Source organism: Pectobacterium sp. PL64 (assembly GCF_022477975.1).
Taxonomy (GTDB): Bacteria; Pseudomonadota; Gammaproteobacteria; order Enterobacterales; family Enterobacteriaceae; genus Pectobacterium; species Pectobacterium jejuense.
In genome coordinates, this window is the sequence record NZ_CP092070.1 from 4,055,789 (window position 1) to 4,070,120 (window position 14,332).

At 55.9% G+C, this 14,332-nt stretch carries 9 protein-coding genes and 2 pseudogenes; 4 read left to right on the forward strand and 7 right to left on the reverse strand.

Features of this window, described 5'->3' with window-relative positions:
• The first annotated feature begins 219 nt into the window (after nt 1-219).
• Together kdgT and kduI are read left to right on the forward strand one after the other, a co-directional pair.
• The gene (gene kdgT / locus HP572_RS18280; protein ID WP_240583955.1) at nt 220-1,176 is read left to right on the forward strand and encodes a 2-keto-3-deoxygluconate transporter; all 957 of its coding nucleotides are present in this window, start codon (nt 220-222) and stop codon (nt 1,174-1,176) included.
• Nucleotides 1,177-1,188: 12 nt separating this feature from the next.
• Nucleotides 1,189-2,025 carry a 5-dehydro-4-deoxy-D-glucuronate isomerase gene (gene kduI / locus HP572_RS18285; protein ID WP_240583956.1) on the forward strand — a complete coding sequence of 279 codons (837 nt, stop codon included), beginning with the start codon at nt 1,189-1,191 and terminating at the stop codon, nt 2,023-2,025.
• Between the two features lie 173 nt (nt 2,026-2,198).
• Here the strand turns inward: kduI and HP572_RS18290 are convergent.
• The 6 genes and pseudogenes from HP572_RS18290 to bioH all read right to left on the reverse strand — a co-directional run bounded on the left by HP572_RS18290 (nt 2,199) and on the right by bioH (nt 10,731).
• Nucleotides 2,199-3,639 (reverse strand): annotated as a pseudogene (locus HP572_RS18290) (FtsX-like permease family protein).
• The gene (locus HP572_RS18295; RefSeq protein WP_240583957.1) at nt 3,636-4,328 is read right to left on the reverse strand and encodes an ABC transporter ATP-binding protein; all 693 of its coding nucleotides are present in this window, start codon (nt 4,326-4,328) and stop codon (nt 3,636-3,638) included. Before HP572_RS18295 ends, HP572_RS18290 begins: the two are co-directional and overlap by 4 nt.
• Nucleotides 4,329-4,336: 8 nt before the next feature.
• On the reverse strand, nt 4,337-4,816 hold the full coding sequence (locus HP572_RS18300; RefSeq protein ID WP_109412333.1) for a hypothetical protein: 480 nt from the start codon (nt 4,814-4,816) through the stop codon (nt 4,337-4,339).
• A 12-nt stretch (nt 4,817-4,828) separates the two neighbouring features.
• Nucleotides 4,829-6,574: an alkaline phosphatase gene (locus HP572_RS18305; protein WP_240583958.1), complete on the reverse strand. Its 1,746-nt coding sequence runs from the start codon at nt 6,572-6,574 to the stop codon at nt 4,829-4,831.
• Between the two features lie 94 nt (nt 6,575-6,668).
• Complete coding sequence (acrD, locus tag HP572_RS18310; RefSeq protein ID WP_240583959.1) at nt 6,669-9,791, reverse strand: multidrug efflux RND transporter permease AcrD; 3,123 nt, start codon at nt 9,789-9,791, stop codon at nt 6,669-6,671.
• Between the two features lie 172 nt (nt 9,792-9,963).
• Nucleotides 9,964-10,731, reverse strand: coding sequence for a pimeloyl-ACP methyl ester esterase BioH (gene bioH, locus HP572_RS18315; protein WP_240583960.1), 768 nt, complete (start codon nt 10,729-10,731; stop codon nt 9,964-9,966).
• Nucleotides 10,732-10,831: 100 nt separating this feature from the next.
• Here bioH and gntX point away from each other — a divergent pair, with 100 nt between their 5' ends.
• A complete protein-coding gene (gntX, locus tag HP572_RS18320; RefSeq protein ID WP_240583961.1) occupies nt 10,832-11,533 on the forward strand; it encodes a DNA utilization protein GntX in 702 nt (233 codons plus the stop codon).
• Between the two features lie 60 nt (nt 11,534-11,593).
• The gene (gene nfuA / locus HP572_RS18325) at nt 11,594-12,169 is read left to right on the forward strand and encodes a Fe-S biogenesis protein NfuA (protein ID WP_010277845.1); all 576 of its coding nucleotides are present in this window, start codon (nt 11,594-11,596) and stop codon (nt 12,167-12,169) included.
• Nucleotides 12,170-12,237: 68 nt separating this feature from the next.
• Here nfuA and malQ read toward each other — a convergent pair.
• Nucleotides 12,238-14,326 (reverse strand): annotated as a pseudogene (gene malQ, locus HP572_RS18330) (4-alpha-glucanotransferase).
• Nucleotides 14,327-14,332 lie beyond the last annotated feature (6 nt).

Sequence of the window (14,332 nt, forward strand, 5' to 3'; positions counted from 1 at the left end):
CCAACTATAACTAAAAAAACATGACATAAGCCATCATTAAGATGACGAAAAATATTAATTATCAATTTTATAATGGGGACAACCATCTTCACTAGTTAATGAAATCGGGTAATAACCCCTTGGGTTTTATTCCCCCTTATTTATTACTTTATACCAATACTCCATCTGCTTTCACTGAAAGCGGGCTGAACATGCTTTTATCTTTTAATGAGGTCTTTTATGAAAATCAAACAAGCTATTGATAAAATCCCTGGGGGATTAATGCTGGTGCCGCTCTTTTTGGGCGCACTCTGTAATACCTTTACGCCAGGCGCTGGGAAATACTTAGGTTCATTCAGTAACGGCCTGATTACTGGCACAATCCCTATTCTGGCGGTATGGTTTTTCTGCATGGGCGCGTCCATTGAATTTAAAGCAACGGGAACGATGCTGAGAAAATCAGGCGTTCTGGTGGTCACCAAAATCGCCACTGCCTGGGTTGTGGCGCTGATCGCAGGCACATTCTTGCCGGGTGACGGCATCCAAAACGGTATGCTGGCTGGGATCTCCGTGCTGGCGCTGGTCGCGGCAATGGACATGACTAACGGTGGTTTGTACGCCGCACTGATGAACCAATACGGTTCGAAAGAAGAAGCGGGTGCCTTCGTACTGATGTCTCTGGAATCCGGCCCATTGATGACCATGGTCATTCTGGGTGCCAGCGGTATCGCGACCTTTGAACCTCAGTTATTTGTCGGTGCCGTGCTGCCTTTCCTGATTGGTTTTGCATTGGGCAACCTGGACCCGGACTTGAGAAAGCTGTTCGGTAATTCAGTACAAACGCTGATCCCTTTCTTTGCCTTTGCGTTAGGTAACACCATTAATCTGGCAGTGATCCTCCAGACGGGCTTCGCAGGTATCTTCCTTGGCCTGTTGGTGATTGTTGTTACAGGTATCCCGTTGATTCTGGCGGATAAATTTATCGGCGGTGGTAATGGAACCGCAGGCGTGGCCGCATCCAGCAGCGCGGGTGCCGCCGTCGCCACTCCTCTGTTGATCGCGAATATGGCTCCGGAATTCGCTCCGGTCGCTCAACAGGCAACAGCGTTAGTCGCCACCAGTGTGATCGTGACATCAGTACTGGTACCCATCCTTACGGCAGTATGGGCAAAACGCTTTTCACCTAAAACCGCATAAGAAGGTAGCAAAATGGACGTACGACAAAGTGTACACAGTGAACATGCGAAAACGCTTGATACCACTGAGCTGAGAAAGAAATTTCTTATTGAGCAGATATTTACGCCAAACCAATACACCATGACCTACAGCCACATCGACCGTATCGTGGTGGGCGGGATCATGCCGGTGGATGGCGAGATAACGTTTGATGACGGCATCGGCAAACAATTTGGCGTGAACTATTTTCTTGAGCGTCGCGAGCTGGGGCTTATCAATATCGGCGGTCCGGCAAAAATCGTCATCGACGGCACAAGTTACGAGGTTGGCAATGAGGAAGCGCTCTATGTCGGAAAAGGAGCCAAAGCCTTAGCATTCAGCAGCCTGGACAAAGCCAAACCGGCGAAACTGTATTATAACAGCGCACCAGCACATGCCGTTTTCCCGACACGCATCATTACGCAGGATCAGGCGATCAAAGCGCCGCTGGGCGACGTCAAAACCTGTAACAAGCGGACGATTTGCAAATATCTGGTGCCGGAAGTGGTGGAAACCTGCCAGTTGAGCATGGGATTAACGCGTCTGGCGGAAGGCAGCAATTGGAATTCAATGCCGACGCATACCCATGAGCGCAGAATGGAAGTGTACTTCTATTTTGATATGGCGGAAGACACCATTATTTTCCATATGATGGGTGAGCCGCATGAAACGCGCCATCTGGTGATGCATAACGAACAGGCGGTGATCTCTCCGAGCTGGTCGATTCACACCGGCGTCGGCACTAAAAACTACGCCTTTATTTGGGGCATGATCGGCGAAAACCTGACGTTTGACGATATGGACCATATCGCAATGTTGGATTTACGCTAATCCCCCCTGGCGTCACGCCAAGAGAGTAAAATACAGCAGGGTGAACCACGTTCACCCTGTTTTTTTATGTCACGACGGTAAGACAGCGAAGGACTGCATCGGACGCAGAAACTACGCGCCCGATGCTAATATGACTAGCGTCGCGGCTTAGTCGCCACACTTACTAACCACACTTACTCACCACGCAGCGCCGTTGCAGGAGATTGACGGTAGGACAGCATCGCCGGAATCGTGAGCACCACGGCGGCAACCAGCAACAGGAGCAGGACGAAGTGGATGTCTTCCCATTCCAGCGTCACCGGCAGGACAAAGCCGCTTTTCTCGCTCATCACCACCGCAATCGCACGGGCAGCAAGGTAGCCTAAGCCAACACCTAGCAGCACGCCGACGCTTACCAGCGACATCAACCCGCTCCAAATCAGCGTGAAAATGCCGTAGCGCGGTGCGCCAAAGGCACGGAGTGCGCCGATCTGTTTCTGCCGCTGCCGCAGGTGGATAACCGCTACCATCGCCACCGCGACGCCGACTAATCCCTGCGTACTCAGCGAGATATAGGTCAACAGCTCACGAATATCGCCCAACATCGAGTAGAGCTTCACCAGCACTTCGCCGGGGAACACTGCCAGTGTTGTGTTGCTGCGATACAGCGAACGAAGTTGATAGGCACCCGCGATCGTTTTTGGCTTAACGACGATAGCGGGCAAACCAGCCTGATGCGCATGACCGTGTGCTTCGGCTTCGCCGTGTTCATCATCGTGTGACGCCGTTACCGGCTGAGCGGTAGCATCATGATGGTCACCGCTTTCCGCGCCTTCCGCTGGATGCGCGTCGTTGTGATGCTCATCGGTATGCGGCTCACCTTCCGCCTGCGCGGCTTCATCGTGATCATGATCATGGCCATCATGTTCACCCTCATGCTCATGTGCGCCATGATCATGATCGGCATGCTCGTTATGGTCGTGATCATCGTGGTGCGCATCGTCCGCACCATGCGGTGGATGGATGCCGTGTACTCGCCACACCGCGTTCACCGGAACCAGAATCGCTTTATCCCACGCGCTGCCGTCAGCCGGTAAAACACCGACAACAGTGTAGATGACGTCATCGTGCGCATGCGCCCCTTCCGTCCCCACCTGACCGTGAATTGGGCTAAAAGTACTCCCCACCGTCAGCCCCGTTTGCGCGCCTACCACGGCTTCAAAGCCGTCGTTGAACACGCGTCCGGCGGTGAGCTGCCGCTTACCGTTATCGGTGACCAGCGGTGGCGTAGTGCCAACAATCGGGCATGCCCTGATAGAAATCACCAAACGCGACCGGTGCCGCCCAGGCAACCAGCGGATTCTTCTCCAGATCGGTCAGCACCTGCGCAGGAACCAGCGTCAGCGCCGACGGTTGCAGGAACACGGACGACAGCACCAGTTGGGTTTCGCTCCCCGGTGCGCCAATCACCAGATCGAAACGGTCAGCCGCTTTGGCGCTGCCCATGCGCAGCGCTCTTTCCTGCAAACTCACCGAAATACTTAACGCTGTCGCCACGGCGATCAGCAACACCACGACCAGCACACCCGGCCAGAGCCGACGCCAGTCGACCCAGATAAGACGCCAAGGAATCATGCGCGATCCTCCTGATACAGCGTGTCCGCCACGAGGCGTCCTTTTTCCAGTTGAATACAGCGCGACATCTGTGAAGCCAGGCGCGCATCGTGCGTAATCGCGATAAGCGTCGCCCGGCTATCGAGCGCCAGCGTCACCAGCAGGTCGGCGATCTGCTCGCCGCTCTGCGCATCCAAACTGGCCGTTGGCTCATCGGCGATGATGATGTCTGGCTTGCTGAGCAACGCTCTTGCGACCGCCACACGCTGCTTCTCGCCGCGTGATAGCACTTCAATCGGACGTTTCGCGGTATTCAGCCCGACCTGTGCCAGCAAATCTGCCGCCCGCTGCCTGAGCGCCGCGGGGATCCGCCAGTGGTGAAACTGCGCAGGCAGTAAGACGTTCTCTATTGCACTCAGACCGGGGAACAGGTGGAAATCCTGCATCACCAGCCCGATATGCAGAGCCCGCCAGCGGTCACGTTCCGCTTCGTTCATCTGCCAGATATCCTGCTTCTCCCACTGCACGCAGCCGGTTCCACTGTGATCCATCCCGGTGATGGCATTCACCAGCGTGGTCTTACCGGAGCCGGAAGGCCCCATCACCGCGACCCGTTCGCCAGAACGAATAGACAGCGCGGGAATAGCCAGCACGGCCTCGGACGTATCGGGGAAGGTCACACTCAGGTGTTGAATCAATAACTCAGCCATCAGCGCTCCTAAAGGGTATCGAACGTGGCTTCACGCAGTCGCAGCAGGCTGACAAAACCCGTTTCAGGGTCGGTCCACGATCCGTGTTCCAGCACGCCTTCCACCTCAATCATGGTGTTGTTCTGTACGAAGGTCTGACGTTTGGCGAGGTAAACGACGAGGATATCTTCAGGCCAGTCCGCATCAGACGAACAGAAGGGGCACAGCGCCATTGGCATTTTGGTTAAGACAAAGAATTGTGACTCCGCCTTGAGCGGCGGTGCCATGAAGCCGCGCATCTTGACCCGTTTACCGGAGAGCGTTTTGACTTCATTGGAGAATTCCAGACCCAGCACGCCGTAAGAGGCGTACAGCTTGTCGAAGGAGAGTTCAGACTGCGCGGCTTTCACCGGGGCGATCCCACCGAGGAGGAGGAGCACCAGCACCGCGCGCAGCCAAGAGAATAAAAGCGGGGTCGCCCCCGCTTTGCTGCATTTCGCATTATTCATAGCGTCGTAGGATTACTTTTTGTCCTGCGGTTTCACCGCCAGTGCATCAACAATCACCCGGAACAGATCGGTGTTTTCCATGTAACCACGGATACGCTCTGCACCTGGGCCGCTCGCCTGAATCACCATATCGTCAACGGCATGAACACCCGTATCGGAAGAGCGTGGCAGGATCCCTTCACGGAATACCGCGCCCGGCACTTTCTCGTAGGCTTTGTTGGCAACGTATTCATCTTTTTCGTTCTTGATAGCAGGAACGAACTGGCCATCCAGCTTCGGACGGAACGTTTCGTAATAGTCTGGGTAGTTGTTGAAGAACACGGCCAGACGTTTAGAGACGTTCAGGTCATCCGGGTAGCCGTCTTTGTTGGCATCCTTATAGTTCGGATAGCCCGCATCTTCATACACGCCGATCTTCTCACGCATCTCGGTGCCCGGCTTGCTGTCGTCCACCGTACCGATGATAGACAGGCCGTGAGTATGGTCGCCCGTCACGATAATCATCGTATCCGGGTTTTTCTCCGCGAACTGCTTGGCGATGGCAACAGACTGATCCAGCATAATGGTGCTGGTGAAAGCACGTTCCCAATCCAGCGGGTGGGATGCTTTATCGATCAGCGCAGATTCCACCACCAGGAAGAAGCCGTCCTTGTTCTTGGACAGCACATCCAGCGCCGCCTGCGTCATGTCGGTCAGGTCAGGCTGGTTCGGGAATTTCTTGGCAACGTCGTTTTTCAGGAAGCGACGATCCATCACGCCATCCATGTTGCCAGTGTGGAACAGCCCCAGCAGCTTGGTCGCCTGCGCAGCATTTTTCTTCAGTGAATCAGCATCGGTAACCAGTGAATAGCCCGCCTGCTGGAATTTCTCAACGTAGTTGGTTTCGTCTTTACGCTTAGAACCCGGCGTGCTTTTCGGCAGGAAGTAGGCAGAACCGCCACCCAGCATGACCGTAGGCTGCACGTTGTAGAACATCTCAACGATTTCAGCTTTATCCGCACGACGACGCGTGTGAGAGACGACTGCCGCTGGCGTCGCGTCCTGAAGTTCAGCGTCGCTGACTACGCCGACAGACATCTTGGTAGAACGGGTTAACAGCTCACCCAGCGTTTCCTGCTTCGGGTGATCCAGTGAACTTTTGCTACGGCTGACGTACACACCCAGCGCGTTCACACCGGATTTGTGACCGGTCATGTAGGCGCTCATGGTGTTGGCGCTATCCGCTGCGATAGAGTCGGTACTGGACGTACCGGCAAACGCCATGTATTGCAGATCATCAATCGCCAGACGACCGTCGGCTTTCCCTTCCGTCACCCCTTTAGACAGGATACGCGCGCCAGTACGGTGCGCAACGGACAGGCCATCGCCGATGAACAGAATCACGTTTTTGGCTTTACGCGTGCCGGACGCTGAATAAACTTCCCAGTTCACCAGCGTCTTCTTACCTTTGGCTTCCGCCTCTACCACATACTTGCCCGCTTCCGGCAAGTTCACGTCTCGCAGCCAGATCGTGGACGCGTTACCGCCGTCTTCACGCTCAACAAACGATGCCGTTTTGCCCAGCACCTGCTGGTAATCCTTGCCGTTGATCAGAATGCGAATATCTTCCGGCTTAAGTACTTCATCAAACTCGACTTTAAAATCGAATTTTCCGCCTGCCAGCATGGTGGCGCGGTCAATGGGATAAATAGCCTGAGCCTGCACCATTCCCGGCAGAGCAGCAGAAATCAGTAAAGGCAGTAACCAGCGAGCTTTCATTGTTATGTCCTTGGTTGCGTCATTGAGCTGGACATAACGTAGTTACCTTTTTTTACAGTTTGATGAATTTCCCCATAAATTATTGCATCTGTATCTAATCCTGTTGCGGTACCTTTTCCTTCAGCGGAAAGCGGCGGCGCACGACGACAAAGAACAGCGGCACGAAGAAGATGGCAAGGAAGGTGGCGGCTAACATACCGCCGATCACGCCCGTTCCCACTGCATGCTGACTGGCCGAGCCTGCACCGCTGCTGGTCGCCATCGGTAAGACACCGAAAATAAACGCCAGCGACGTCATCAATATCGGCCGCAGCCGCTGACGGGAAGCCTCCAGCGTGGCCTCAACCAAATCCTTCCCTTTCTGGTTCATTTCGTTGGCGAATTCCACTATCAGAATGGCGTTCTTCGCCGATAGCCCGACCACCGTCAGTAGCCCAACCTGAAAATAGACATCGTTTTCCAGACCGCGTGCCCAGGTTGCCACCAGCGCCCCCAGCACGCCCATCGGCACCACCAGCATGACGGAGAACGGCACCGTCCAGCTTTCATACAGCGCGGCCAGACACAGGAACACCACCAGCAGCGAAATGGCATACAGCGCCGGTGCCTGCGCCCCGCTCAATCGCTCCTGCAACGACATGCCCGTCCACTGCACCCCAAAGCCTTCCGGCAGTTGCGCAACCAGTGACTCCATGACATTCATCGCCGTGCCGGTACTGACGCCCGGCGTCGCTTCACCGACAATCTCCAGCGAGGAATAACCGTTGTAACGCTCAAGGCGTGGCGATCCAGTTTCCCAGACGGTTTGCGCAAACGCGCTGAACGGCACCATACCGCCGCTGTTGTTGCGCACATACCATTTGCTGACATCGTCCGGCAGCATGCGGAACTTCGCCGCCGCCTGAACGTAGACTTTCTTCACCCTACCGCGGTCGAGGAAGTCATTCACATAGGTCGAGCCCCAGCCCGTTTTCAACGTACTGTTAATATCATCTACCGATACACCCAGCGCCTGTGCTTTGCGCTGATCGATATGAATGCGCAACTGCGAGCTGTCATCCAGACCGTTGTGGCGCACGCGCGTCAGTTCGGGATTGCTGTCGGCCATGTTTAACAGCTGATCCCGCGCCGCCATAAGCGCATCGTGCCCTACTCCACCGCGATCCTGTAACCGCATGGCGAAACCCGCGGCGCTACCCAGTCCGTTAATCGACGGCGGGCTGCTGGCGAACACGCGCGCTTCCTGAATATGACGAAAGGCTTTAGTCGCACGTTCGATCACGGCAAACGAGCTGCTCTCCGGCGTGGTGCGTTCGCTCCAGTCTTTAAGGCGTACAAACAGCCGCGCCACATTTTGCCCGTTTCCACCCGGCCCCGAGCCAATGGTGGAAAACACAGACGTCACGGTGTCTTTTTCCTGCGTGAGATAGTATTGCTCGATCTTGTGGACCACCTGTAAGGTCTGCTGCTGCGTCGAACCCGGCGGGAGCTGCACTTGTGTCGTGAATACACCACGATCTTCTTGCGGCAGAAACGAGGTCGGCAGCCGGAAAAACAGAAAGGCCATAATCCCGATGATGCCCATATACAGCAGCAGCCAGCGCCCGCTGCTGATCAATATCTTGCCGACACCGCGCTCATACTTCAGCGACGTGCGGGTAAAGCTCCGGTTAAACCAGCCGAAGAACCCTTTGCGGCCATGATGTTGGCCTTTAGCGAGCGGCTTGAGCAGCGTCGCGCACAGCGCAGGCGTCAACGTCATTGCCACCAGCACCGACAGGATCATTGAGGTCACAATCGTGATGGAGAACTGGCGGTAGATCGCGCCCGTGGTGCCGCCAAAGAAGGCCATCGGCACAAACACAGCAGACAGCACCAGCGCAATCCCGACCAGCGCCCCTTGCACCTGCCCCATCGATTTCCGCGTCGCATCGCGTGGCGAGAGCCCTTCCTCGCTCATCACCCGCTCTACGTTTTCCACCACCACTATGGCATCGTCGACCAGCAGGCCAATCGCCAACACCATCGCGAACATCGTTAACGTATTCAGGCTAAAACCGAAGGCATACAGCACGGCAAACGTGCCGAGTAACACCACCGGCACCGCAATCGTAGGAATCAACGTGGCGCGGAAATTCTGCAAGAACAGGTACATCACCAGAAAGACCAGCAGCACCGCTTCGAACAGGGTTTTCACCACATCGGTGATAGAGGCTTTAACAAAAGGGGAGGTTTCGAAGGCGATTTTGGCTTCCAGCCCGTGCGGGAAGTATTGCGACAGCTCTTCGATACGTTCTCTGACACGCTTATCGGTTTCCAGCTCATTCGCACCTGACGCCAGCGTCACCCCCAGACCGGAGGCGGACTGACCGTTGAAACGACTGAGAAAATCGTAGCGCTCGGCACCAAGCTCAACTTCCGCAACATTGCCGAGCGTCACAGCAGAGCCATCCTGATTGACGCGCAGCGTGATATCGCGAAACTGCTGCGGCGTCTCTAACAGCGATTGCGCGTTGATCGTGGCGTTCAGCGCCTGATTATCCACCGACGGTACACCACCAACCTGCCCTACCGAGACCTGGCTGTTCTGCGATTCGATGGCCCGCACCACGTCGCTGGTGGTCAGCCCATAATCCATCAGTTTGGCCGGATCCAGCCAGATGCGCATCGCATACTGCGACCCATAGGCAGAAACCTCGCCCACCCCGCTGATACGGCTGATCGGCTCCTGAATATTCGTCGCGACATAATCAGCGATATCCTGCTTGTCCATGCTGCCATCGGTAGAAACAAACGCGACCATCAGGATATTGGTATCGCCCGTTTTGCTCACGGTGACGCCCTGCTGCTGGACTTCCTGTGGCAGCTTGCGGATAGCGGATTGAAGCTGGTTTTGCACCTGCTGGCGGGCTTCATCGGGGTCGGTACCTGCCTCGAAGGTCAGCATGACTCTGGCTTGCCCAGTATTGCTGCTGTCCGAGGACATGTACATCAGGTTATCCAGCCCGGTCATGCTCTGTTCGATAACCTGTGTGACGGTATTTTCCAGCGTCTGCGCCGACGCGCCGGGGTAGCTCGCGGTGATCCGCACGCTGGGCGGAGCCAGATCGGGATACTGTTCCAGCGGCAATGACTTGATGGCCAACATACCGCACAGGCTGAGAAGGATAGCCAGCACCCACGCAAAAATGGGACGGTCGACAAAAAAGTTCGCCATCTCTCCAACACTCCTCAGCCATATTTTAACGTGGCTGCTTCACGAGCAGCCTATTTATATTCGAACAGAATTCAACCCAGAGAAACCCTGCGCACAGGGTGCCAAGTTACCTTAACTGTCGACGTCGGCTAAATCGTGGAGAAATTGAGGAGAAAATGTAAATTATCGTCGGCTAGGCCTGAGCGAACGCGATCACCTGCTCGGTAAAGGCATCAGGGTGCGAGATAAACGGCGCATGCGCAGCCTTTGGAATAACCACCGAGGTTGAGTTCGGCCACTGGTCATCCAGCAATCCGGCAACCTTGCGCGGCACCAGCCCATCTAAGGCACCATAAAGCCGCAGGAATGGCACGGTCAAGTCGGCCAACGGTTGGCGTAAATCCGCTTCACGCAAAATCGCCAACCCGCCGTTTAATACCTCGACTGATGGCATCGGCTGTTCCAGCACCACGCTTTTTAACAGTCGGGCATCCTGCCGTGCGCTCTCCGTTCCCAGCGTTTGCAGCGCCAGAAACCGCTCGACCGTACGTTGGAAATCTTCGCTAAGCTGCTGCTGAAACCCCTGCAAGACATCTGGCTTGATTCCCGGCCAGCCGTCGTGTGCGCTGAAGCAGGGAGATGACGCCACGGTAATCAGCTTTTCCACCCGCGTAGGGGCGCTCAACGCAATCTGGCTGGCAACCAGTCCACCCAGCGACCACCCTAACCAGATGGCGCGTTTCGGTGCCTGCGCCAGTACGCAATCCGCCATATCGCTCAGCGACATCGGCCCAAACCCCTGACTTCTGCCATAGCCCGGCAGATCGACCAAGTGCAGACGAAAATGCGGGGCGAGTCGCGCAATAATGCTTTGCCATACCTGCGCATTCAATCCCCATCCGTGCAGCAACACAAGATCCGTATTTCCTGCGCCTTCAGTCTGCCAATACAACGCTGCCATCCGTTATCTTCCTTCCTCAGGAAACCCCTTCACGCTTGCATGGGGTCAATATATTTCAGGGAAAACCAGTATTTAGGGAAAACGATCGTTAAGGAAAACCATGTTAACCATCTCCGCACGCTGCTGGCTATGCTTATTGCCACTTCATCACAGCCAGCAGGGAATTTGTTCGTACTGCCAGCGCCATCTGCCGCGTTTGCCCCTCTGCTGCCCGCGCTGTGGCTTGCCCTCCGGCGATAACACGCATCCGTGCGGACGCTGCCTGCAAAACCCGCCACCCTGGCAATCGATAACTTTTATCAGCGACTACGTGCCGCCATTCAACACGCTGCTGAAGCATTTTAAGTTTCACGGTAAAACCGAGCTGGCAACGGTGCTCGCCCGACAGCTGTTGCTGCGCTGGCAGATGACCTACCGCGAGCGAAAGCTCACCGGGCAGATTCCCCTGTTCCGCCCCGATCGCCTGTTCACCGTTCCCCTACACCGGAATCGCCAGTGGCGGCGAGGCTTCAACCAGACCGAGCTGCTCGCTCGGCCTCTCGCCCGCTGGTTGAACTGTGCTTACGAGCCACGCGAATTGCAGCGCACCCGCCGCACGCCGCTACAGCAGACGCTCAGCGCCAGCGCGCGACGGCGAAATCTGCGGGGTGCATTTTCCTGTGATGTCTCACTGTCTGGGCAACAGGTGGTTTTACTGGATGATGTGGTCACGACGGGCAGTACCGCCGCCGAAATCAGCAGGCTGCTGCTGGCTCAAGGTGCAGCGGGCGTTCAGGTCTGGTGTTTGTGCCGAACCTTGTAGTCAGGGGGAGGATGGGCGTATTATAACCGATAAGTGCAGTCAACTATCGAGCTTACTCTTATGATCCGTATTACCGATGCTGCTCAGGAGCATTTCCTGAAACTGTTGGCAAAACAGGAAGAAGGCACACAGATTCGCGTATTTGTTATCAATCCAGGTACGCCAAACGCCGAGTGTGGCGTGTCGTATTGCCCGCCGGATGCCGTAGAAGCCAGCGATACCGTACTGAAGTTTGAAAAGATTTCCGCTTACGTGGACGAACTCAGCGCACCTTATCTGGAAGACGCTGAAATCGACTTCGTGACCGACCAGTTAGGTTCTCAGCTGACGCTGAAAGCGCCGAACGCCAAAATGCGTAAAGTGGACGACAATGCCCCGCTGATGGAACGCGTTGAGTATGTGCTGCAATCACAGATCAACCCACAGCTGGCTGGCCACGGCGGCCGTGTGACGCTGATGGAAATTACCGATGACGGTCTGGCGATTCTGCAATTTGGCGGCGGCTGTAACGGCTGTTCTATGGTTGACGTCACGCTGAAAGAAGGGATTGAGAAGGAGCTGCTGCAAACATTCCCTGAGCTGAAAGGCGTGAGAGACCTCACCGAACACCAGCGCGGCGAGCACTCCTACTATTAATCCTCTCCCCTACTGATTAATCTTTGCTTTTCCTCCCCCGACTCAGGGGAGGAAGAGTATTCATTCTGTTATTCGGCTTTCTGCGCTTTCATCGGCGCGCCACGACGCAAATCCATATCCCGAACCAGTCGTTCAAGGCAGCGATCAGTGAAGATCGACTCCAGCGGACGCGTGAGCTTGCGCCGCCAGTTGGGGTATTCACGATTGGTGCCCGGCACATTAACCGGTGTCGCCATGTCCAGCCAGTCTTCCAGTTGGAATCCCACCAGTGCGCTTGCGCTATCGGCGACATAGCGGTGAACGCCACGGCTTAGCGGTGCGCCCATCGTCGTCAGCGCCGAGTTGCGGCCAACCCGCTGTGGCAATAGCCCAAACTCATGCAACGCGTTTAGCAGCCCCTGTTTCGCTTTCTCACGCTGCTGCATTTGTTCTTGCAGTAGCGCCTCCGTCGGGTACAGCCCCAATTCCCGCCCCAGCGATAAATCCACGGTTTGCCAGTAGCCGCGCAGCGTTGGCAGATCGTGCGTGGTGATAGTTGTCATCGCCTGACGCGGATAGTCTTGCGGTGCGCGGAAGTGGTTTTCTTCGTCCTTTTCAAAGAACAGCACCTTGTAAGAATAGATACCGTAGTCGTGCAGCATTGCTGACAATTTCCGGCGGCACCGTGCCTAAATCCTCACCGATAATCAGGCAGCGATGACGCTGGCTTTCCAGCGCCAACACCGCCAGCAGATCGTCGACCGGATAATGTACGTAAGCCCCGTTGCCCGCCGACTCCGCCTTGGGTATCCACCACAGGCGCAAGAGCGCCATCACGTGATCGATACGCAGCGCACCACAGTGCGCCATGTTGCTGCGCAGGACGTCGATAAACGGTTGATAGCCACGAAGTTGCAGCATAGTAGGATTCACTGGCGCCAGCTGCCAATCTTGTCCCTGCGGCCCGAGCGGATCCGGCGGTGCGCCGATAGAGGCATCAAGGCAATAGAGCTGCCGTTCGTCCCAGGTTTCCGCGCCACCCTGTGCAACGCCAACAGCTAAATCGCGATACAGGCCGAGCGGCAGACCAAGTTGTTTACTGTGCGCGTAGCACTCCGCAAGTTGCTCGTGCGCCACCCATTGCAGCCAGCTGTAGAACGTAATCTCATCGCTGTTTTCACGGCGGAATGACTTCACGGTTTCGCTGTGCACATCATGGTAGCTGGCAGGCCATTGGTGCCAGTCCGCGTAATTCTCACCCTGTTTTTTCAGGTAGGCCTGAAGCGCATCAAACGTCGCCTGAAGTTGCAGGCTCTGCCCGCCGCTCACGACAAACTGGCGAAAGGCGCTAATGCGTGGATCCAGCGCACTGCGCGTCGTAAAGTAGCGGAAAGCCAGCCGCAAGGCCGTCAGCTTAAGCGCCGTCACCGGTTCATAATCGACCCAGCGCCCTGCCCGCAGCGCAGAAACCGCGCTTTGCGTATCCTCACGGTGCCACCATGCTTGCGCTTCACTGCTCTGCTGGAAATCATCGATCCGATTCACATCGATATAAATAATGTTCAGCCAGTGCCGAGAGGAAGGACTATAAGGGCTTGCGGCTTCTGGCAGCGCGGGATACAGCGAATGCAGCGGGTTCAGTCCCACAAAGGCACCGCCGCGTCGGGCGATTTGCTCAATCAGTTGGCGAAGATCGCCAAAATCCCCGACGCCCCAGTTGTTCTGCGAGCGCAAGGTATAAAGCTGGACGGTCACGCCCCACCAGCGTTTTCCCTGCAGTAAGGATTCGGGTTCATAGCAGCGGTGCGGTGCGACAATAATCCTGCAGCTCCAGCGCTGATCGGCCTGCGTCAGCGTCAGATAGTGGTAACCCAGCGGCAGCACGCCCGGCAGAGCCAGCGTTGAGCCGCCCGTTATCTGTCCTTGAATTTGACCGCCGTTTTCATACATCAGCGTCCAGAGGAATTCACCGTGACCAGCAAGCTCGATGACCGCATCCCGGCCTTGCAAAAAGACCCGAACAGGCGGCAAAGGTGCATTATCGCTATCAGAAACGTCCATCATTGCCTGAATCTGGTCTCTGATTGCGGCCGCAACCATGTGCTCTTTGCCATATGCATCGGTATAGCTTTCCGCGATGCCTGTCTGCTGGCTTGCCAGTTTATCCACCTTGAACACCCTCTC

Coding starts and splice junctions, on each gene's coding strand:
- gntX (WP_240583961.1), top strand. CDS start 10,832: ATGTTAACCATCTCCGCACGCTGCTGGCTATGCTTATTGCCACTTCAT.
- kduI (WP_240583956.1), top strand. CDS start 1,189: ATGGACGTACGACAAAGTGTACACAGTGAACATGCGAAAACGCTTGAT.
- HP572_RS18305 (WP_240583958.1), bottom strand. CDS start 6,574: ATGAAAGCTCGCTGGTTACTGCCTTTACTGATTTCTGCTGCTCTGCCG.
- nfuA (WP_010277845.1), top strand. CDS start 11,594: ATGATCCGTATTACCGATGCTGCTCAGGAGCATTTCCTGAAACTGTTG.
- HP572_RS18295 (WP_240583957.1), bottom strand. CDS start 4,328: ATGGCTGAGTTATTGATTCAACACCTGAGTGTGACCTTCCCCGATACG.
- acrD (WP_240583959.1), bottom strand. CDS start 9,791: ATGGCGAACTTTTTTGTCGACCGTCCCATTTTTGCGTGGGTGCTGGCT.
- kdgT (WP_240583955.1), top strand. CDS start 220: ATGAAAATCAAACAAGCTATTGATAAAATCCCTGGGGGATTAATGCTG.
- HP572_RS18300 (WP_109412333.1), bottom strand. CDS start 4,816: ATGAATAATGCGAAATGCAGCAAAGCGGGGGCGACCCCGCTTTTATTC.
- bioH (WP_240583960.1), bottom strand. CDS start 10,731: ATGGCAGCGTTGTATTGGCAGACTGAAGGCGCAGGAAATACGGATCTT.